This is a genomic window from Micromonospora sp. DT4, from assembly GCF_049841675.1.
GTDB lineage: Bacteria > Actinomycetota > Actinomycetes > Mycobacteriales > Micromonosporaceae > Micromonospora.
In genome coordinates this window covers 1-19093 of sequence record NZ_JBNCKT010000073.1, presented here as the reverse complement: position 1 = coordinate 19093, position 19093 = coordinate 1, and the positions used below count along the sequence as shown (strand labels likewise).

Here is a 19093-nt window from a genome sequence, read left to right as displayed (position 1 = left end):
GAGGCTTCCCCACCCGCGCCGGGCCGACGTCACGCCGACCGGCTGGTTCAGTCGCTGCCGGCGCCGATCCCGCAGTCCGGCGCGGACCAACTCGTCGTGTTCGAGCTGCGGTCGCTGTTGTTCTCGCGCCGCGAGTCGACGTGCACGTGGTCGTCGTGGTCGGGATAGCCCGGCCCGTAGATGCCGCTGAAGCCGTGGTTGCGGGCGTCCTTCGCCACCCGGCACAGCGACGACGTCCGTGAGGTGACGTCGGCCGCGTTGCCGTACAGGTGCTGACTGTCCGACGCGCCGCCGACCTGGTTGTTGCAGGCACGGTTGCGGAAACCGCTCGTGACGTTCAGCGGCTTGTCGCCGAGGCTCTTGCGCAGCGCCTCCAACTTCCACATGGTGCGCAGCGCGTTCTGCTTGGTCTGGGCCGCCGACAGTGGGCCACCGCTCCAGCCGCTGCCCCCGCACCCGTTGTCCAACTCTCCGTAGCTGAAGTGCGCGGGGGTGCAGTCGTTGTCCTGGAGTTGGTACAGCTTGGCGTAGGTCTGCGGGCCGGCGATGCCGTCGGCGCGCAGCCCGTACGCCTGCTGGAACCGCTTCACCGCGGCGGCGGTCTTCGGTCCGTAGCGGCCGTCGTTCTCCACGATGTCCCGGTAGCCGGCCCAGCCGGCGACTCGGACCTGCAACTGACGGACGTCGTCGCCTGAGCGTCCCTGGTACAGGTTGCGGTTCCAGGTGTAGCAGCCGTCCGCGTACGCTGCCGGCGCGGCGACCACGGAGGCGATCGCTGCCCCGGGCAGTGCCAGGGCGAAAGCGACCGCGACTCGCTTCAGGGTGTTTACGCGCACAGAAGTCCTCCCGATAGGAGAGCGAATGGGGTGGGCTCTGGGGCATCGACCGGGACGTCCCGTGATTTCCACCCTCGCACTGATCAGTACGCTTGGCGGCAATAACGAGAATTGTCCTCATGATTCGCCTGTTCCTGGGCGTCGCCTGTGAATTCGGCTGATTTGCGGGCGGCCGGTAACGTCAGCCCCGGGCGGCGGACTGGCGGAGGTGCACGTGGCACGAGGTGGCGTCTTCTGTGTCGAGGGTCAGTGGCACCGCGACCTCAACGAACGCGGCTCCGTGCTGCCCACCCTCGAACTGCTGGAGCGGCTGGGCAAGATCCGATTCATCCACAAGGACGCGGCCACCCGCGACGAGTTGTTCTACTTCCTGGACCGCTGGCTGCTCAAGCAGTACGCCGACCACCGTGTCGGCTTCTTCGCCATGCACGGCGAGCCCAGCCGGCTCTGCCTCACCGACTGGCAGTCCGTGGAGCTGAACGAGGTGGCCGAGCTGATGGCCGGCCGCTGCGAGGGGCGCAGGCTCTATTTCGGCAGCTGCTCGGTGCTGCGCGCGTCGGATGCGGTGCTGCGCGAGTTCCTGGAGGTCACCGGCGCCGCCCTGATCTGCGGTTTCACCCGGGACGTCGACTGGGTCGAATCGGCTGCCTTCGAAACCGTCCTGCTCGACGTGCTGGCCAACGGGCAGCGGCACAACGCCGCCGAACTGCGGATGGGCTCGGCGCACTGGGCGCCACTCGCCTCGTACCTCGGCTTTCGGGTGATCTACGCCAACGGCCGGGCCTGGCGCCCGGCCGGGCGACCCCGCGTGCCCACCCAGGCGGTGCCCCGCGCCGCCACCGGCCCCCGCTGACCCCCACCGCCCGCGACACCGTGTGGTGCTGATGACCACCCGGGCCGATGGTCGCCCGCAGTCCTCCCCGGTCTCCGCCGGCATCGACGGGGAGGGTCGCCTCGTCGTGTCCACCTACCCCGAGCGGGCGAGGGTGACCAACATCCGCCGCGACCCCCGGGTCTCGGCCTGCGTGCTCTCTGACGACTGGAACGGCCCCTGGGTGCAGCTCGACGGCACCGCCGAGGTGCTGCACCTGCCCGAGGCGCTGGAGCCGCTGGTCGAGTACTTCCGCAGCATCTCCGGCGAGCACCCGGACTGGGACGAATACCGGGCGGCGATGGTGCGCCAGGGCAAGTCGCTGATCCGGCTCACCATCGACGCCTGGGCCAGATCGCCACCGGCGGCTTCCCGGCCCGCCTCGCCGACTGACCGCGCTGGCGATCGGTACGCGGCGGTGAAGCTCCGCCGCGGTTCCGGCGGCGCCGAACCCGAACGCGCCCGCCCGGCGGGGTGGGTCGGCGTGCTGTAGAGCTGCCCTGAATATGGGGCAGATGACGGCGGCGGCGTGCGGTCCACCGTGAACGGCAGCCATGCTGCTTCCCGCGCTGCCGTCTGCCTGCTGGTCCCGCGTCTGCCCCATTTTTGGGGCAGCTCGACAGGAGCTGAGGGATAGGTCCGGCGGCTGGACCGCCGGTTGCCGCGATGGTCAGTACGCGGCGGTGAACCGTGTGTTGACGTACCGGGGCTGCTCGATCTCGTCGACGATCGCGACCGCGAGATCCTCGTAGGTGAGCACTGACCGGCCCTGGTCGTCGGTGACCGGCTCGTCGGTGCCCGTGCGGTAGTGCCCGGTGCGGTCGCCGGGGTGGAATTCCAGCGGCGGCGGCGAGACGTAGGTCCAGCGCACCCCGTCGGCGGAGCTGCGGTAGTAGTCCAGAGCGTCGGCCTGGCCCATCGCCGAGTCCCGGTACTGCTCGGGGAAGTCGGGCTCGTCGAGGAAGCGGGTGCCGCGCGGCGTGAGCAGGGTGGACCCGCCACCCAGATGGATGATCCGGGGCGCCGCCGGCATGGACCGCAGGGTGGTAACCAGAGTCTCGGCGGCACTGCGCCACAGCCCGCGCTCGCCACCACCGATGGCCACCACCAGGGCGTCCGCGTCCGGTGCCAGCTCCCGGACGCTGCGCTCGCTGGTGGCGTCGCCGGTGACCGTCCGCACGCCGTCCGGCAGGTACGAGGTCGCCTCCGGACGACGGACTGCGGCGATCACCCGGTGTCCCCGGTCGACGGCCTCGGCGACGACCCGCGACCCGGCGGTGCCGCCCGCGCCAAACACGACGATGGTGCTCACCAGCTCAGGCTAGGGACCGGGCCGGTCGTCCGCCCGTCAAACGGCGATCCCGGTCAGTCGACCAGGGCGGCGTAGACGCCACCACCTGCCAGCCGGCGAGCCGGCCGTCGTCGACGTACCCGCCGAAGTGCTCGTCGGTCCGGGCCAGCCGCGCCGGGTCGACGCCGATCTCATCCGGGTCATTGCTCCGCGCCACGCTCACGTCGCCGAAACTACCCGCCGGTACGCCGCCACCGGAAGGGGGCGGCCACCCGGTGGCGTCTAGCCTGGCCGGATGCCGGAGTTGACCGAGGACGTGACCTTCCGCCAGGAGGACTGGTACGCCGAGGAGCTGACCGACCGCCAGTTCGTGGCCTGCGAGTTCTTCGACGTGGACCTGACCGAGGCGGTCACCCGGGGCGCGGTCTTCACCGGCTGCACGTTCGGCAACGTGCGGTTCAACGCGTCCCGGCACCTCGACTCGGCGTTCACCCGCTGTGTCTTCAAGCGCTGCAACTTCTTCGACGCCGAGTTCACCGGCTGCAAGATGGTGGGCAGCACCTTCGTCCAGTGTGAGCTGCGCCCGTTGCGCGTCGACGGCGGCGACTGGTCGTTCGTCGCGCTGCCCGGCGCGGACTTGCGCGCCGTCCAACTGACCGACGTGCGGATGCGCGAGGCCGACCTGACCGGCGTCAACCTCACCGGGGCCACCGTGACGGGCGTCGACCTCTCCGGGGCGCAGCTTCAGCGCTGCCGCCTCGGCGGCGCCGACCTGCGACGCAGCGACCTCACCGCGCTCGACCCGACGTCGGTCGAGCGCGCCGGCGCGCTCGTGGACGCCGAGCAGGCCCTCGTCATCGCGCAGGCGCTCGGCTTCCGGATCGGCTGAGCCGGGGTCGCCCCCGATCGATCAACCCCTGTCCCATACCGTCCCGATCCGGACTGGACACGCCCTGCTGTCCCGATTTAGCGTGTCGACCACGCCGGTGCAATCGTGAACGACCCACAGTGGATGGTCGACCCGTCACGTGCGGTGGCGGTCGGGCGGCAACGTGGAGGGGTCGGTGGCGGACGAGGACCGTACGCGGGATGGTTCGCGGGCCGGCGACGAGCCGGCCGGTCGAGCGGCGTCGCATCGGCCGCGAACCGACGCCGCCGGCCTGAACCACCGTGCGCTACGCCGACTCGCCCGCGCCCGGCAGCGTCGGCGTTGGGCACTGGAAGGGGCCGGCGCGGTCGTCTGCCTCGTGGTGCTCGTCGCATACCTCGGCACCCGGTCCAGCCCGGACTCGGGTGACGGAACGGTCGGCGGCTCGGGGGGCGTGCCCGCCGGCGCCACCCGCCCGACGGGCCTGCCGGGCGCTGACGGACGTACCAGCGATGCAGACCCGGCACTGCCGGGTCTGCGGCCCCGGCAGCGGCCACCCTCGCCCGAACCGATCCCGTCGACGAGCGCGCCCGTGCCCCCTCCGGAGAAGCCGTCCGCGCCGTTGCTGTCGGTGAGCCGCGCCGAGGTCCCCGCCGCGGTCGACCTGACCGCCGTGGGCACCCGCGACTGGATGCACTGGGGTTGGCGCGGCGGCAACTCGACGGTCCGCAAGCGCTCCGGGTCGGGGGAGATCGTCGACGGGGGCGGGAGGGGCCGTCGGATCGGCTGGGACGGCAACCAGGAGGTCGTCCGCTGGTCCGACGGCGCGCCCGAGCGGTCGGACCACGGCAGCTCCGACGGCGTCTACACCTGCGGCGTCGGCAACGGGTTCAGCCTGGCGGTGGCCGGCAGCGGTACGCCGCGCACCGTGCAGCTCTACGCCGGGATCTGGATGGCGCGCGGTCGGCTGGACGTGCGCCTGTCCACCGGAGGGACGGTCAGCACCTTGCGCCTGGAGGACCCGTACACCAGTCAGAGCGCTCAGTTCGTCATCCGGTTCACGGCGCCGAAGGACGCCCGGCTGGTGGTGACCTGGACGGTCGAGAAGGTCTTCACCGAGCGCTGCGGCAACGTCGGCCTCCAGGCTGTCGCGCTGCGCTGAGCGGGACAGTTTGTCCGTCGCCCTGCGTCCACGTCGACGTAGCTTTCTGCTGTCCCCGTCTCGCCTTCCACTGTGGAGGAAACGCTGATGAGCAGCAGTACCGCCCACCGCGTCCGTCCCGCCGTTTCCTCCGGCGCCAATGAGCCGGAGGTGCTCCGCGACATTCCCCTGCCGCCGTACGTGACGGGCGAGGATGCCCAGTTCGCGGTGCGCGCGGTGGTCGTGCACGCGCCCCGGCGTTGGTCCGGCGGAGTGGTCTGTCGCAACGACGCCAGCCCCCACCCGTGCCGGCTGCACCGGTGGGGCACCCGTGTGTTGACGCTCCGCGGCCTGCGTGCCGCCGAGATCGCCGCGCTCATCGAACGCGGCGACCCCGCGGCGGTGCCACCCACGCCGAAGCGTCCGGCCTGACCCGCGGCCGCCGGTCAACAGGTGATCGGCTTGACCCAGGAGCACTCCACGCCCTCGGGCGTACGCGGTGCCTGGGGCACCTCGGGCCGGGCGACCCGTGCCGCGCTCACGCCGTCCTCGCGGTGCCCGGCCAGCGTCACGGCGATCTGGTCCTCCAACGCCTTGACCGACGCCGTCAGGTAGTTGTTGAGCAGGATCGAGAAGGCCAGCAGGTGGCCGTCCGCGCTGGTGACGTAGCCGGACAGCCCCGACACGCCGGTCAGGCTGCCGGTCTTGGCGTGGACGTTGCCCGCCGCCGGGGTGCCGGCCATGCGGCTGCGCAGCGTGCCGCCGACGAACCGCTCCGGTTGCCCCGCGATGGGCAGCGCCGCGTACCAGGTGGCGAACCAGGGTTGGGCGCGCACGGCGGCCAGGAGGTCGACGAACTCCGCCGCCGGCACGAGATTGCGGCGGGACAGTCCCGAGCCGTCGCGCTGGCGCAGCGTCCCGGTGTCCATTCCGGTGTCGGCGACGTACTCGCTGATCGCGGTGAGACCGGCGGACCAGGTGCCGGTGCCGGAGAGCACGCGGCCGATCTCCTTGGTCAGGACCTCGGCGTGCCCGTTGTTGGAGAGCTTGAGGAACGGCGTCATCAGTTCACCCAGGCTCATCGAGTCGTGTCTGGCCACCGGGTGGGCCGTCTCCGGGGTGGGCTCGCCGAGCACGGTCCGGCCGAGCATCCGTACGCCGTGCCGGCGTAGCGCCGCCCGGAAGGAGCCCAGCCGGGCGCGGTCGTAGCGGGTGTCGTCGGCGACCAGGTTGCCGGTGACGACCCGGACGCCGGCGGCGGCGACCTGTGCGGCGAGCGCGTCGTAGTCGGCCGCGAGCATGGTCGGATCACCGCCGCCCCGCAGGTAGAGGTTGCCGGAGAGCAGCCCGCCGCGGCGCGCCCCAATGGTCTGCACGTCGGTGCTGAAGTGATGGCCGGGACCGAGCAGCCCCAGGGCGGCGGTGGAGGTCAGCAACTTGGTGTTGGAGGCCGGGACCAGCCGCCGGTTGCCGTTGCGGTCGTAGAGGGTCTCCCCGGTACTGGTGTCGACGACGACCACCGACGTCTGTGCGCCGGCCAGTCGGTTGTCGGCGAGGATCGCGTCGATGGTGGCGCGCAGGCGGGTCGTCGCGGGGGTGGGCGACTCGGCGGTGGCGCCGGACGCGCCGACGGTGGCCACGGTGACGACCAGCGCGAGCAGCGCGACGGCGCGCGGAAAGAGACGACGATGCATGCGCCGATGCTGCCACGAAGGTAATCGCCGGAAAAGAGCCTCGGGCGAAGGTTAGTGCCGTTCGTGACCTCGGGTCTCCTCTCGCGGTCGGCCGACCGACGTGTCGTGCACGCCCCCTGCATTCACTCACCGTAAGGAACTTCCGGGTTCGTCAGTGTGGGAATCGGTGCTCTGAACAGGGTGGCGACCAGTGCAGCCGGACACCGCGCCACACAACGCCTGAACCCCGCACCGGCGGTGATCGGCGCGGCCGAGCCCGGCTGCCAGTCCGAAAAAAATCTGCTTCCCGATCGCTCTCACCCCCGTGCTCGACTGATTCCGCTCTATTTGACGGATCGTCCGGCGCCGGGCACGGTGGGCAGGGAAGGGGCCCGTCAGCTGCCCCGATTCGATGCGACGGCGATGACCGTCCGTCCCTCCCGTCGCCTCCCACGCGCGCTCGCACGCGGGCCGATTGTCCGGTCTGCGCGACAACCGATTGCGAGCCGAGAAACCATGAGGAGTTCCACCCATGCTCACCATGACCGACAACGCCGTGCTCGTCATCCGTGACCTGGCCAACCAGCAGGACGTGGCCCAGGACGGTGGTGTGCGGATCGCCGCCGACACCGACGCCGGGTCGCTCACCGTGGAGCTGGTGCCCGAGCCGGAGCAGGGCGACCAGGTCGTCGACAACCAGGGCGCGCGGATCTTCCTCGACCCGGACGCCGCCGAACTGCTCGGCGACGCCTCGGTGGACGCCACCGTCGACGACGAGGGCATCATCCAGTTCGGCTTCACCGAGAAGCAGTAGAAACGGGCCCCGAGGTTCTCACCGCGGCGATCGTCCTCGCTGCGGCGGGCCCGGCCGGGGGTGCCACAGAGGCCCGCTGGTGTCGTCGGGCTGGAGCAGCGCGGCGAGCACGTGCGCCAGATGGTGCGACGTGCTCCACGCCGTCCAGTTGGCGGCCGACCCGGCCCCGGCTCCCCGGCGTGCGCGCCGCAGCAATTCGTGGTCGCCCCACGAGAACGCCGCTCCGGCACTCGACCAGTGCGGTGTCGCCACCAGCGTGCGACACAGGTCGGCGAAGCGCTCGTCGCCCCGGCCGCCCCGGCGCGACCAGCGGTAGACCCACCAGCCGTCGTCGGCGGTGTACCGCACGGTGGGTAGCCGGTCGCCGGCGTCACCCGAGTCGGGTAGCGCCGAGCCGACGCCGTAGTCGCCGTAGTCGACACCGACGTCCGCCAGCCGCTGCCAGAGCTGCCAGTCCCAGCGTTCCAGCCGCACCGGCTCGTCGGTGGGCAGCCGGGACAGCGTCGGAGGCATACCGCCCGCCGCCACCGTCGCCGAGCGCCAGGCGTGGCGACGGGCCCAGTCCAGCAGCCGGCGTACCCGTGGCTCCGCCACCCGCACGTCCGCCGGGCAGCAGACGTCACCCGCGTCCACCAGCAGGTCGCACTCTTCCGGCACGAGGCCGGTGTACCGCCAGATCCGCTCGACTGCGGTCGTGTCCGCGTCCGGACCAGCGCGGTCGCGCGCGACCCGCACCCGGACCAGCGCCCGCCGTGCGTACGCCCGGGCCGCCGCGCCGTGCGCGGTCAGCCGCCGCTCGCTCTCCGCGAGCCCGACGACGGGCATCAGCGGTACGCCCCACCGGACCAGCTCCGTGTCGGTCGAGTCGGGCAGCGTGGTCACGTCGACGGCCGGCAGCAGGCCGACCGGCAGCCGGCGCAGAGCGTCCCTGACGGAACGGTCGACCGCACTGACCTCCAGGATCGGGGCGACGAGCGGGGCAGCAGCGGGATCGAGGTGGTTCAACGCTTCCAGCTCGCCGCGTCGGCGGCTGGCGAGGATGGGGCGGTAGACCGGTGCCACTGCCCGGCCCCCGTGGGCGGGCACCATACTTCAATCTAGTCAGGCATTCGCATTCCTCCCCACTTCTGGTACCGAAAATCTGCTGTCTGGCTGTCGGTTCGGCGACTACGCTCGCCCGATGTCCGCGTCACCGCACCGATACCGCTCCACCGACGAGGACAGCGCCCGCTGGGTCGGCTTCCCGTTCCGCGCCCGGAGGCGTACACCGCGAACTGGGGCGTACGCGGAAACGAGCGCGCGGCGCCGCTTCGACCGTGGTCGCAACGTCGCCGCGCTCTGGCCGTCTCCCACCACCGCAGCCGTTCGGCGGTACGCCAGCGGGGACCTGGCTCGACCGGCCTTTCGCGCCGGTCAGCATTGTCGATCCCCGCTGGACGCGGACTCAAACCTCTCGAGCGTGGGGAATTCCACCATCTGCCAGTCCCGGCGTGACGCGTGACCGAACGGGGTATGAGCGGGTCATGGAGCATTTCACGATCGCGACCGTCGCCGAAAAGAGCCCCGACTTCCGGCGGGTGCTGTGGACCGGCAAGCACACCCAGTTGGTGATCATGACCATTCCGCCGGGCGGGGAGATCGGCGAGGAGGTGCACGAGGGCATCGACCAGATCCTGACGTTCGTCAGCGGGACCGGCGAAGCCCGGGTGGCCGGTGAGAAGCGGGAGGTCGTCGCGGGCGACCTGGTCGTCGTGCCGTCCGGCGCGAAGCACAACTTCGTCAACACCGGCCCGAATCCGCTGGTGCTCTACACCGTCTACGGCCCTCCGGAGCACGCCGACCAAGCCGTGCACCACACCAAGGAGGAGGCCGACAAGGCCGAGGAGGCCGGCGAGGACGAGCCGCCGACCGCGTGACGGCGGCCTGCCGCTGCGGGCGGGCCGTGACCGGGTCAGCCACGAGTTCGAGGTCTCCGCCGGCCAGGTGGTGGGGATCGACGTGGCGTTCGGGCAGAGGTACGGGACGCCGCCGGTCGAGATGGACCCGCTGTCCACCCTTGCCGACACGACGCGGGCCTGGGAGGCGTTCCGGCAGACGCAGCAGTACTCGGGCCGGTACCCGAAGCTGGTCCGACACAGCGCAGTGACAAGGTCTTCCAGCACAACGGCCCGGGCACGGTCTACATCAGGCCAGCACGGGTACGCCGGAGACGTCGACCGTCTCCGGATACTTCAACCCCGCGCCGGTGTTGAGCACCACCACCCGTTCGCCGGCCCGAATCCAGCCACCGGCGCGCAGTTGGCGCGCGGCGGTCAGGCAGGCCGCGCCCTCCGGGCAGAGCAGCAGCCCCTCCCGGGCCGCGAAGTCACGCAGGTCGGTCAGGATCTCGGCATCCTCGACGGCGACGGCGGTGCCGGCGGACGCCCGCAGCGCGGCCAGGATCAGCTCGTCACCCAGCGGCGCCGGCACGGTGATCCCGAACGCCACCGTGTGCGCGTCCTCCCACGGGCTGGCCCGGGACTCGCCGGCGGCGAAGGCCCGCACGATCGGTGCGCAGCCGGTCGACTGCACCGCCACCAGCCGAGGCAGCTTGTCGCCGACCCAGCCCAGCTCGCGCATCTCGTGCAGCGCCTTGTGAATGCCGATCAGGCCGACCCCGCCACCGGTCGGATAAATGATCACGTCGGGCACCTGCCAGCCGAGCTGCTCGACGATCTCGTACCCCATCGTCTTCTTGCCCTCGAGCCGGTACGGCTCGCGCAGCGTGCCGGCGTCGAAGATCGCCCCGTCGGACTCGGCGATCAGCTCGGCCACCCGCCGGCCGGCGTCGCTGATCAGCCCGTCGACCAGGCGCAGGTCCGCGCCGGCGGCCACGCACTCGCGCCGGCAGATGCTCGGTGCCGCCAGCGGCATGACGATCGTGGCGCCCATTCCGGCGCGCGCCGCGTACGTCGCCCACGCCGAACCGGCGTTGCCGTTGGTGGGCATCGCGATTCGCTCGACGCCCAGCTCACGGGCGCGGCTCACGCCGACAGCCGCGCCACGCGCCTTGAACGAGCCGGTCGGGATCAACCCCTCGTCCTTGACCATGAGGTCCGCGATACCGATCTCGGCGCCGTACGCCGGAGCGCGCAGCAGCGGTGTCCAGCCCTCACCGAGCGTAGTGACGTGCCGGGGGTCGGCGACGGGCAGCAGCTCGCGGTACCGCCACAGGTCGGCTGGGCGCAGCGGGAAACGCTCCGGGGTGACCGCCTTGGCGACCGCCGGCAGGTCGTAGCGGGCCAGCAGCGGCGAGCCGCAGTCGCAGAGGTTCTGTGCCGTGTCGGCGGCGTACTCCAGGCCGCAGCGCGGACAGTCCAGGTGGGTCAGGTACACGTCGCTCCTCGCCGTCAGGCCGCGTCGATGCTCAGTCACCGTTGCTCACGCCCTCCAACCACAGCAGGTCGACCAGCAGGAACTGCGCGCCGGCCGGGACCCGCGTCCCGCTGCTCGGGCGTGCCGGACGCACCCGAGAAGAGCCGTCGATACGGACGAGCACGCCGTCGGGCACCGCCTCGGTCGGGGCCAGGGCATCGGCCATCGCGCGCAGCCACGGGTACCCGCCGGTGATCTCCTCGTCGGTCTCGGAGAGCAGCCGCAACCGCCCACCCGAGACGTACGCCATCGCCCGGACCCCGTCCCAGCGCAGCTCGTACCCCGGCGTCGGTACTCGTCCAGCCGGTCCGTCACACCCGCATTCTCCGGCAGGTCGGGCCATCGCGCTGGCTGCCGGAGTGTCCGGTTCGCTCGGCATACGGGGACAGGGCGGGGTAGAACGGATTCCATGGACCTCAGCGACCAGCCCACCGCCCTGCTCCCGGGTGACGTGCGGATGCCCCTGCTCGGCTTCGGCACCTGGCAGGCCACCGGTCAGGCGGGCTACGACGCGGTGCTGGCCGCGCTCGACACCGGTTACCGGCATCTCGACACCGCCACCGTCTACGGCAACGAGCGGGAGGTCGGTCGGGCGGTCCTGGAGAGTGGGCTGCGGCGGGAGGACATCTTCCTCACCACGAAGCTCCCGTCGGACCGGATGGGTCGTGAGCGCGAGACGTTGGAGGCCAGTCTGGAGGCGCTCGGCGTCGACCAGGTGGACCTGTGGTTGATCCACTGGCCGCCGTCGTCACCGGCGGACAGCATTCCGCTGTGGCGTGAGTTGCTGGCCGCGCGGGACGAGAACCTGACCCGGGCCGTCGGGGTCAGCAACTACAGCACGAGCGAGATCGACGAGTTGATCCAGTCGACCGAGGAGAACCCGGCGGTCAACCAGATCCGGTGGAGTCCCGCGCTGTACGACCGGCAGCGGCACGCCGAGCACCGGGACCGGGGTGTGGTGCTGGAGGGGTACAGCCCGTTCAAGACCAGTGACCTCAGCGATCCCGTGCTGACCAGGATCGCTGCGGCCCACGGCGTGTCTCCGGCGCAGGTGGTGCTGCGTTGGCACATCGACCACGAGATCGTGGTGATCCCCAAGTCGGTGACCCCGGAGCGGATCAGCGCCAATTTCGACGTCTTCCACTTCTCGCTGACGGCGGAGGAGATGCGCGACATCGACGCGCTCGGCGGCGCCTGATACGGCGAATTCCTTCCGGATGCGGCCCGGTTCCTTCGACCCGATCGGGGTGCTCTGGCACCACACGGCCTCGACCTCCAGCGCCAGCAACCCGCACCCCGCGCTCGGCATCTGCATCAACGGTCGCTCAGACCTGGCCGGCCCGCTCTGCCAGGCGCTCGTCGACTACAACGGCGTCTTCCACGTCATCTCGGCCGGGAGACCAGCACCACCGGCAAGATCGACCCGTCCTTCATCGACCTCAACGTGATGCGCGCCGACGTCGCCGCGAAGGTGGCCGGCGGCAGCACGGCCTGGTCGTCCAACGTGGACAACACGACCTCCGGCCGCTTCACCGCCGGCGCCAACTGGGGTGTGTCGACGTTCTCCACCCAGCGGTACGGCGCCGACTACCGCTACGCCGATCCCGTCGCGGCCAGCGACCCGGCCTGGTACCGGTTCAACGTCCCGGCGACCGGCAACTACCGGGTGGACGCGTGGTGGCCGACGAACAGCGGCTACAACAGCGCCACCCCGTACATCGTCGCCACCACCACCGGCAACAGCACGGTGTACGTCGACCAGCGGGTGACCGGCGGGCAGTGGCGCGTCCTCGGCACGTTCACCCTGCCGGCCGGGGACGCCAACCGGGTGGCGGTGAGCCGGTGGAGCAACGCGACGGGCCTGGTCATCGCCGACGCCGTACGCCTGACCCGGGTCTGACGATCTTTGCCTCGTCTCCGTGAGGTCGGGGTGTCCCAGGCGCGGGGACGCCCCGACTTCACGGAATCGGAGTGGATCGAGGCGGCGGCAACTCGTACCGAACCGACCCCTGGGCCGGGCACCGAACAGGGCGTTTGCCGGTGCCGAGTCCGTCGGTGCCCGCGCGATGGAACCACGAGCCGTGCACCTCGCTGACCTGGACGGTGCCGCCGGCCCGCGTGTAGGACGCCTGCCAGTCGCGGATGGTCTCGTAGGCACCGTGGTCGAGGTAGTCCAGGTGCAGTTCGAGTGCGACGTGCTGCCCCGGAGGCAGGGTGGCGAGTCGGCGGGTGAGCCGTCCGCAGGCGACGAAGGCGAGTGTTCCGGTGATCGACACGAGCCAGGTGCCGGACTTCGGCTCGGTGACCTGGATGTCACACCGGGCCAACCGTCGCAACATGAAGAAGACCGCCGTCGCCATGCCCAGCCCGACCCCGATGAGCAGGTCCGTCGCGGCCACGCCGACCGCCGTGATCACGTAGATGGGCAACTCCCGGTGCCGGGCGTACGTGCGGATCTGGGCGAGGCTCACCAGCCGCAGGCCGACCACCACGAGGACGGCGGCGAGCGCGGCCATCGGGATCATTTCCAGCAGTACCGAGCCGGCCATCACGAACCCGGCGATCCAGAGTCCGTGCAGGATGGCCGAGGCGCGGGTGCGTGCCCCCGCCGCGACGTTCGCCGAGCTGCGCACGATGACCCCGGTGACCGGGAGGCCGCCGAGCGTTCCGGAGACAGCATTCGCGGCACCCTGGGCGATGAGCTCCCGATCGAGGTTCGCCCGTGGGCCGTGGTGCATCCGGTCGACGGCCACCGCCGAGAGCAGAGATTCGACGCTCGCGACCAGGGCGATGGTGACGACCGCCGGGACGACCTCCCACAGCGGTGAGTCGGGCCAGCGGGGGAGGATGAGCGCGCTCAAGGGGTCGGCGGGCAGATCCACCCGCTCCACGTCGGCGCCCACGGCCGTCGCGACCACGGTAGCGACCACCACCGCCACCAGGGTCGCCGGCAGCAGTGTGGTCTTGACCAGACGTGACCAGAGCAGCAACAGCGTCATGGTCAGCGCGCCGAGCAGCACGGAACCGCTGTGGTGGTCGGCGACCCGGCCGGGTAGGTCCCGGAGATTCGCCCACGCGGAGCTCTGGGGCTCGCCGCCGAGCGCGACGTGCACCTGGCTCAGCGCGATGACCAGGCCGATGCCGGCCAGCATCCCGTGTACGACAGTTGGCGACAGAGCTAGCGCGGCCCGCCCGAGGCGGGTGATGCCCAGCAGGATCTGCAGCAGCCCGGCGACGGTCACGATCGCGGCGGTGCCGGCGAAGCCGAACTCGGCGATGGTGCCCGCGACGATCCCGGTGAGCCCGGCCGCCGGTCCGCTGACCTGGAGCGGCGCGCCGCTGAGCGCGCCGGCGACTATCCCGCCCACGACGGCGGCGATCAGCCCGGACAGCAGGGGCGCTCCGGAGGCGGCAGCGATGCCGAGGGACAACGGGATCGCGATCAGGAAGACGACGATCGACGACGGGATATCGTGCCGAAATGATGCTAAAGCCGACATCTTCCGGAAGGTACTTAGATAATATTAATGCATAGTTAAGCGTGATTCTTTCACTCAGGCGGGGCGTGACCGTCCAGATCACGCCCCCGCCGTCGTGGTGTCGGATCAGCTACGCGCGCAGGTCGTCCCGTTGAGCGAGAAGCTGGTCGGGGACGAGTACGACCCGTTCAGCGTCCCCTGGTAGCCGAAGCTGGCCGTGCCACCGGGCGCGATCGACCCGTTGTGGCTCACGTTCCGGGCGGTCACCGCGGACCCGCTCTGGTTCACCGTGGCGTTCCAGGCGTTGGTAACCGTCTGCCCGCCGGGCAGGTTGTAGTTCAGCGTCCAGCCGTTGATCGCGCTGGACCCGGTGTTGGTGATCTGCACGTCGGCGGTGAAGCCGTTGTTCCACGAGTTGGCCGTGTACTTCACCGCGCAGCCCGAGGTGCCGCCCGGCGGCGGGGTCGTTGGCGGCGGGTTGGTGGGGTTGCCGCCACCGTTGACGTTGGCCGAGAACGAGGTCACCGCGAGCCCGACGCCACCCTGCCACGGCTCGAAGCCGGCCTGGATGCTCGTCAGATACCAGGAGTTCGTGATCGCGCCCCGGTTGCGGGTGTCGTTGATGAAGTCCATGACGCTGAAGTTCAGGCTAGAGATCGCCGACGACGCGACGTACGAGATGACGTTGTTGGAGCCGTTGCTGCCCCGCCAGACCTCCCAGGTGCGGCCGGCCAGATTCGTCGTGCCGACCACCGAGCCGATGGGCTGGATCGAACCCTGCCGGTTGAGCCAGATCATGATCTCCATCTGGTTCACGCCGTCGCGCTTGGGCGACGGGTCCAGCCAGATGTCGTACGACGCGTTGTAGGTGGCGCCGCTGACGTACCGGTAGGAGATGCTGCTGGTGGCGCTGCTGATCTGCGACACCTGGATCGGCAGGTTGGTGCCGGGGGAGCAGTTGGTGTAATGACAACCGAAGAAGATCGAGGGGTACGCCGTGGGCGCGCCGTTGGTGGGGCTGCTGCCGTTCAGCGTGGTGATCTCGAAGCCGTTACTGGTGGCGTTGATGCACTGCTGGGCGGTCGTGCCCCAGCGGTTGTTCTGCACCACGTAACGGCCCTGGATCACGGTGGAGCCGTACTGCTCGCAGATCAGGGTGTCGGCGGAGGCGCTGCCGCCGAGGGCCACGGCGACGAGGGAACTGGTGAGCAGGAGCCCGGCGGCGGCCAGGGCCCGAAGGAGACTTTTCATGACGCTCCTTGACTCGGCGCTCGGTGGGCGCCGGCTGGTGGGGGCAGTGCGGGAGCGCTCCCACGCTCAACGACACATTTACATGCTTAAAACTACGGTGCAACCGCATGCGTCAAACTGGCGAATTGTGAGGATTGCCACGCCCGCTCCGGACGGCTATCGGCGGACATCCCGATCAGCGACGGTGAGCACCGGCGAGCGGTTTCCGGCGGGCCGATCGGCTCTGGTGCGCGCCGGTCGCTCCGAGTAGCGTGTTGCCTCCAACGCGTGCCGTTCCCCTCCGGAGGCGTACACCACCATGCGTAGCTCCCCCCTGCGCATCCTCATCGTCGGCGCGGGCATCGCCGGCCTGGCCGTGGCCCGAGCCCTGCGCCTGGCGGGCTTCCGGCCGGACGTGACCGACAAACTGCCGGTGGGGGAGTCGACCGAGGTCGGCCTCTACCTACCCGGCAATGCCGCCCGTGCGCTGCGCCGGCTGGACCTGCACGATCCGGTCCGCCCCCTCGGGCAGGTGATCCGCCGGCAGCGCTTCTTCGACGCCGCCGGGGCCCCGCTCTGCGAGGTCGACCTCGACGCGCTCTGGGCCGGCGTCGGGGAGTGCCGGGCGCTGCCCCGGAGCGACCTGCACCGGGTGCTGCTCAGCGGCGCCGGGGGCGCCGTCCGGCACGGCGCCGAGGTCCGCACCCTCGAACTGCTTCCGGGCGCTGTCGGCGTCACCTTCACCGACGGCACCCGCACCGAGTACGACCTGGTCATCGGCGCCGACGGACCGCGTTCGTCGGTCCGGACCCTGGCCGCGCTCGGCGGGCCGCCCCGCCCGACCGGGCACGTCGTCTACCGGGCCGTCCTGCGGGACGGGCCGACCGTCACCGACTGGACCGCCCTGCTCGGGCAGCGCTGTGGCCTGCTGCTCGTGCCGATCGGGGAGGGACGGCTGCACTGCTACGCCGACGAGGCGGGCAACGAGCCGCCCGCCGACCCCCTCGCCCGGCTGCGGGAACTCTTCGCCGACTACCGGGGTACGGTGCCCGAAGTGCTCCAGACGCTCGACCAGGTGCACGTCGGGATCACCGACGAGGTCGAGCTGGGTCGCTGGCACCGGGGGCGGGTGCTGCTGGTCGGCGATGCCGCGCACGCCACCGCGCCGACCCTGTCGCAGGGTGCGGCGATGGCTCTCGAGGACGCCGTGGTGCTGGCCGAATCGCTGCGCGCGGCCGGCAGCGTGGAGGCAGCGCTGATGGCGTACGAGAGTCGTCGTCGTCCGCGTACCCGATGGGTGGCCGACCGGACCCGGGACCGCGACCGGACCAGGGACGTGCCGCCGGCGCTACGCGACCCGCTGTTGCGCGGACGCGGCGGACGAATCTTCGGGGAGCACTACCGGTTACTGGTCGGCCCGCTGTAGGCCCGTTGTAGATCGTGTCACGCCACCCCACGCGGCGCTGCGACCTGCCGGGGACTATTCTCCTTGCGGATGACGGCCCGCCGATAACCAGCGTGAGCCGAGCGGGACAACCGAGAACCGGAGGCCACTCGTGACCACCGTCGCACCCAAGCCGGTCGTGACCCGGCCCTGGCCGGTCCGGGAGCCGGTCAAGGGGTCGGCCATCGCGCGGCTGCTGCGAACCACGGACGCGAAGCAGATCGGGATCATGTACATGGTCACCGCGTTCGTGTTCTTCCTGATCGGTGGCCTGATGGCCCTGGTCATGCGGGCTGAGCTGGCCCGACCCGGGCTGCAGTTCCTGTCGCCCGAGCAGTACAACCAACTCTTCACGATGCACGGCACGATCATGTTGCTGTTCTTCGCGACGCCGATCGTGTTCGCCTTCGCGAACTACATCGTGCCGATCCAGATCGGCGCGCCCGACGTCTCCTTCCCCCGACTGAACAGCTTTGCCTACTGGCTGTACCTGTTCGGCGGCACGATCGCGACCGCCGGCTTCCTCACCCCGGGCGGCGCCGCCGACTTCGGCTGGTTCGCGTACGCGCCGCTGAGCAGCGTCGAGCACTCGCCCGGCGTCGGCGCCAACCTATGGATCATGGGTCTGGCCATCTCCGGCCTGGGCACGATCCTCGGCGCGGTAAACATGATCACGACGGTGCTCACCCTGCGCGCGCCCGGCATGACCATGTTCCGGATGCCGATCTTCACGTGGAACATCCTGGTCACCAGCCTCCTGGTGATCCTGGTCTTCCCGCTGCTGGCCGCCGCGCTGTTCGCGCTCGCCGCGGACCGCATCCTCGGCGCCCACGTGTACGACGCGGCGACCGGTGGACCGATGCTGTGGCAGCACCTGTTCTGGTTCTTCGGGCACCCCGAGGTCTACATCGTCGCGCTGCCGTTCTTCGGCATCATCAGCGAGATCATCCCGGTCTTCTCCCGCAAGCCGATCTTCGGCTACAAGGGTCTGGTCGCCGCGACCATCGCGATCGCCGCGCTCTCCATGAGCGTCTGGGCGCACCACATGTTCGCCACCGGCCAGGTCCTGCTGCCGTTCTTCAGCTTCCTGAGCTACCTGATCGCCGTGCCGACCGGCATGAAGTTCTTCAACTGGATCGGCACCATGTGGCGGGGCCAGATCAGCTTCGAGACGCCCATGCTCTGGGCGGTCGGTTTCCTGGTCACCTTCCTCTTCGGCGGTCTCACCGGTGTGCTGCTGGCCAGCCCGCCGCTCGACTTCCACGTGTCGGACTCGTACTTCGTGGTGGCGCACTTCCACTACGTGCTCTTCGGCACCATTGTGTTCGCCGTCTTCGCCGGCATCTACTTCTGGTTCCCGAAGATGTTCGGCCGGATGCTCGACGAGCGCCTGGGCAAGGTGCACTTCTGGCTCACCGTGATCGGCTTCCACACCACCTTCCTGGTGCAGCACTGGCTGGGTGCCGAGGGCATGCCCCGCCGGTACGCCGACTACCTGCCCGGTGACGGTTTCACCACGCTGAACACGATCTCCACGATCGGCGCGTTCATCACCGGTATCTCCACGCTGCCGTTCATCTACAACTGCTGGAAGTCGTACAAGACCGGCCCGGTGGTCGAGGTCAACGATCCCTGGGGCCACGGCAACTCGCTGGAGTGGGCGACCAGCAGCCCGCCCCCGCTGCGCAACTTCGACCGGATGCCGCGCATCCGCTCCGAGCGCCCGGCGTTCGACATGAAGTTCCCGGAGCTGGCCGCCGGCCAGAGCGTGGCCGGCCCGCCGGAGGGTGGCGCGAAGCCGCTCACCAGTGAGTCGGACGGCGGCGCCACCTACAGCGAGGACACCGCCAGCAACATCGACCGGCACTGACGCTAGACAGAGCCTGTACGACGGGCGCCGCCCCCGGGACCACCGGGAGCGGCGCCCGTCGCGTTACCGCCCCTGCTCTGCCCCGCGCCCCGCGCCCCGCGCCCCGCGCCCCGCGCCCCGCGCCCCGCGCCCCGCGCCCCGCGCCCCGCGCCCCGCGCCCCG

At 70.8% G+C, this 19093-nt stretch carries 19 protein-coding genes and 2 pseudogenes; 12 read left to right on the top strand and 9 right to left on the bottom strand.

Annotation, left to right across the window (positions count from 1 at the left end; genetic code table 11):
* Positions 1-47 precede the first annotated feature (47 nt).
* Entirely contained in the window at positions 48-836 is a 789-nt protein-coding gene (locus ACLQ24_RS19915; protein WP_425893217.1) for a D-Ala-D-Ala carboxypeptidase family metallohydrolase, read from the bottom strand.
* Positions 837-1050: 214 nt separating this feature from the next.
* Here ACLQ24_RS19915 and ACLQ24_RS19910 point away from each other — a divergent pair, with 214 nt between their 5' ends.
* Both ACLQ24_RS19910 and ACLQ24_RS19905 read left to right on the top strand, forming a co-directional pair.
* A complete protein-coding gene (locus ACLQ24_RS19910) occupies positions 1051-1689 on the top strand; it encodes a DUF6642 family protein (protein WP_234581535.1) in 639 nt (212 codons plus the stop codon).
* A gap of 7 nt (positions 1690-1696) precedes the next feature.
* Positions 1697-2100, top strand: a pseudogene (locus tag ACLQ24_RS19905) (PPOX class F420-dependent oxidoreductase); the annotation flags it as partial.
* 277 nt (positions 2101-2377) lie between these two features.
* On the opposite strand, the gene ACLQ24_RS19900 reads toward ACLQ24_RS19905, so the two are convergent.
* A complete protein-coding gene (locus ACLQ24_RS19900) occupies positions 2378-3019 on the bottom strand; it encodes an NAD(P)-dependent oxidoreductase (RefSeq protein ID WP_425893216.1) in 642 nt (213 codons plus the stop codon).
* A gap of 4 nt (positions 3020-3023) precedes the next feature.
* A complete protein-coding gene (locus tag ACLQ24_RS19895; RefSeq protein WP_425893215.1) occupies positions 3024-3221 on the bottom strand; it encodes a hypothetical protein in 198 nt (65 codons plus the stop codon).
* Positions 3222-3293: 72 nt separating this feature from the next.
* Here ACLQ24_RS19895 and ACLQ24_RS19890 point away from each other — a divergent pair, with 72 nt between their 5' ends.
* The 3 genes from ACLQ24_RS19890 (at position 3294) to ACLQ24_RS19880 (ending at position 5439) form a co-directional block, all read left to right on the top strand.
* Complete coding sequence (locus tag ACLQ24_RS19890; RefSeq protein WP_425893214.1) at positions 3294-3887, top strand: pentapeptide repeat-containing protein; 594 nt, start codon at positions 3294-3296, stop codon at positions 3885-3887.
* Between the two features lie 175 nt (positions 3888-4062).
* Positions 4063-5028, top strand: a complete 966-nt coding sequence (locus ACLQ24_RS19885) for a hypothetical protein (protein WP_425893213.1) — start codon at positions 4063-4065, stop codon at positions 5026-5028.
* A gap of 87 nt (positions 5029-5115) precedes the next feature.
* A complete protein-coding gene (locus ACLQ24_RS19880; RefSeq protein ID WP_425893212.1) occupies positions 5116-5439 on the top strand; it encodes a hypothetical protein in 324 nt (107 codons plus the stop codon).
* 14 nt (positions 5440-5453) lie between these two features.
* On the opposite strand, the gene dacB is transcribed toward ACLQ24_RS19880, so the two are convergent.
* On the bottom strand, positions 5454-6701 hold the full coding sequence (gene dacB / locus ACLQ24_RS19875) for a D-alanyl-D-alanine carboxypeptidase/D-alanyl-D-alanine endopeptidase (protein WP_425893211.1): 1248 nt from the start codon (positions 6699-6701) through the stop codon (positions 5454-5456).
* Between the two features lie 511 nt (positions 6702-7212).
* Here dacB and ACLQ24_RS19870 point away from each other — a divergent pair.
* Positions 7213-7494, top strand: coding sequence for an adhesin (locus ACLQ24_RS19870; protein ID WP_355051907.1), 282 nt, complete (start codon positions 7213-7215; stop codon positions 7492-7494).
* A gap of 18 nt (positions 7495-7512) precedes the next feature.
* Here the strand turns inward: ACLQ24_RS19870 and ACLQ24_RS19865 are convergent, their stop codons facing one another.
* Positions 7513-8556 carry a beta family protein gene (locus ACLQ24_RS19865; protein ID WP_425893210.1) on the bottom strand — a complete coding sequence of 348 codons (1044 nt, stop codon included), beginning with the start codon at positions 8554-8556 and terminating at the stop codon, positions 7513-7515.
* 461 nt (positions 8557-9017) lie between these two features.
* On the opposite strand from ACLQ24_RS19865, the gene ACLQ24_RS19860 reads away from it, so the two are divergent.
* Positions 9018-9410 carry a cupin domain-containing protein gene (locus ACLQ24_RS19860; RefSeq protein ID WP_425893209.1) on the top strand — a complete coding sequence of 131 codons (393 nt, stop codon included), beginning with the start codon at positions 9018-9020 and terminating at the stop codon, positions 9408-9410.
* A gap of 268 nt (positions 9411-9678) precedes the next feature.
* On the opposite strand, the gene ACLQ24_RS19855 is transcribed toward ACLQ24_RS19860, so the two are convergent.
* Positions 9679-10869, bottom strand: a complete 1191-nt coding sequence (locus ACLQ24_RS19855) for a threonine synthase (protein WP_425893228.1) — start codon at positions 10867-10869, stop codon at positions 9679-9681.
* Between the two features lie 40 nt (positions 10870-10909).
* Positions 10910-11191: pseudogene (locus ACLQ24_RS19850) on the bottom strand (DNA polymerase ligase N-terminal domain-containing protein); the annotation flags it as partial.
* Between the two features lie 126 nt (positions 11192-11317).
* Between ACLQ24_RS19850 and ACLQ24_RS19845 the strand changes: the two are divergent.
* The 3 genes from ACLQ24_RS19845 to ACLQ24_RS19835 are packed head-to-tail and all read left to right on the top strand — an operon-like array spanning position 11318 to position 12808.
* On the top strand, positions 11318-12106 hold the full coding sequence (locus ACLQ24_RS19845) for an aldo/keto reductase (RefSeq protein ID WP_425893208.1): 789 nt from the start codon (positions 11318-11320) through the stop codon (positions 12104-12106).
* Between the two features lie 19 nt (positions 12107-12125).
* On the top strand, positions 12126-12356 hold the full coding sequence (locus ACLQ24_RS19840; protein ID WP_425893207.1) for a hypothetical protein: 231 nt from the start codon (positions 12126-12128) through the stop codon (positions 12354-12356).
* Entirely contained in the window at positions 12356-12808 is a 453-nt protein-coding gene (locus tag ACLQ24_RS19835; RefSeq protein ID WP_425893206.1) for a hypothetical protein, read from the top strand. Before ACLQ24_RS19840 ends, ACLQ24_RS19835 begins: the two co-directional genes overlap by 1 nt.
* Positions 12809-12866: 58 nt before the next feature.
* Here ACLQ24_RS19835 and ACLQ24_RS19830 read toward each other — a convergent pair whose 3' ends face one another.
* Entirely contained in the window at positions 12867-14408 is a 1542-nt protein-coding gene (locus tag ACLQ24_RS19830) for a SulP family inorganic anion transporter (protein WP_425893205.1), read from the bottom strand.
* Positions 14409-14513: 105 nt separating this feature from the next.
* On the bottom strand, positions 14514-15638 hold the full coding sequence (locus ACLQ24_RS19825; RefSeq protein ID WP_425893204.1) for a GH12 family glycosyl hydrolase domain-containing protein: 1125 nt from the start codon (positions 15636-15638) through the stop codon (positions 14514-14516).
* 298 nt (positions 15639-15936) lie between these two features.
* Here ACLQ24_RS19825 and ACLQ24_RS19820 point away from each other — a divergent pair, with 298 nt between their 5' ends.
* Entirely contained in the window at positions 15937-17043 is a 1107-nt protein-coding gene (locus tag ACLQ24_RS19820) for an FAD-dependent monooxygenase (RefSeq protein WP_425893203.1), read from the top strand.
* Between the two features lie 130 nt (positions 17044-17173).
* A complete protein-coding gene (ctaD, locus tag ACLQ24_RS19815; protein WP_425893202.1) occupies positions 17174-18931 on the top strand; it encodes a cytochrome c oxidase subunit I in 1758 nt (585 codons plus the stop codon).
* Positions 18932-19093: the final 162 nt, after the last annotated feature.

Coding starts and splice junctions, on each gene's coding strand:
- ACLQ24_RS19890 (WP_425893214.1), top strand. CDS start 3,294: ATGCCGGAGTTGACCGAGGACGTGACCTTCCGCCAGGAGGACTGGTAC.
- ACLQ24_RS19880 (WP_425893212.1), top strand. CDS start 5,116: ATGAGCAGCAGTACCGCCCACCGCGTCCGTCCCGCCGTTTCCTCCGGC.
- dacB (WP_425893211.1), bottom strand. CDS start 6,701: ATGCATCGTCGTCTCTTTCCGCGCGCCGTCGCGCTGCTCGCGCTGGTC.
- ACLQ24_RS19870 (WP_355051907.1), top strand. CDS start 7,213: ATGCTCACCATGACCGACAACGCCGTGCTCGTCATCCGTGACCTGGCC.
- ACLQ24_RS19860 (WP_425893209.1), top strand. CDS start 9,018: ATGGAGCATTTCACGATCGCGACCGTCGCCGAAAAGAGCCCCGACTTC.
- ACLQ24_RS19845 (WP_425893208.1), top strand. CDS start 11,318: ATGGACCTCAGCGACCAGCCCACCGCCCTGCTCCCGGGTGACGTGCGG.
- ACLQ24_RS19840 (WP_425893207.1), top strand. CDS start 12,126: ATGCGGCCCGGTTCCTTCGACCCGATCGGGGTGCTCTGGCACCACACG.
- ACLQ24_RS19835 (WP_425893206.1), top strand. CDS start 12,356: ATGCGCGCCGACGTCGCCGCGAAGGTGGCCGGCGGCAGCACGGCCTGG.
- ACLQ24_RS19830 (WP_425893205.1), bottom strand. CDS start 14,408: ATGTCGGCTTTAGCATCATTTCGGCACGATATCCCGTCGTCGATCGTC.
- ACLQ24_RS19825 (WP_425893204.1), bottom strand. CDS start 15,638: ATGAAAAGTCTCCTTCGGGCCCTGGCCGCCGCCGGGCTCCTGCTCACC.
- ACLQ24_RS19820 (WP_425893203.1), top strand. CDS start 15,937: ATGCGTAGCTCCCCCCTGCGCATCCTCATCGTCGGCGCGGGCATCGCC.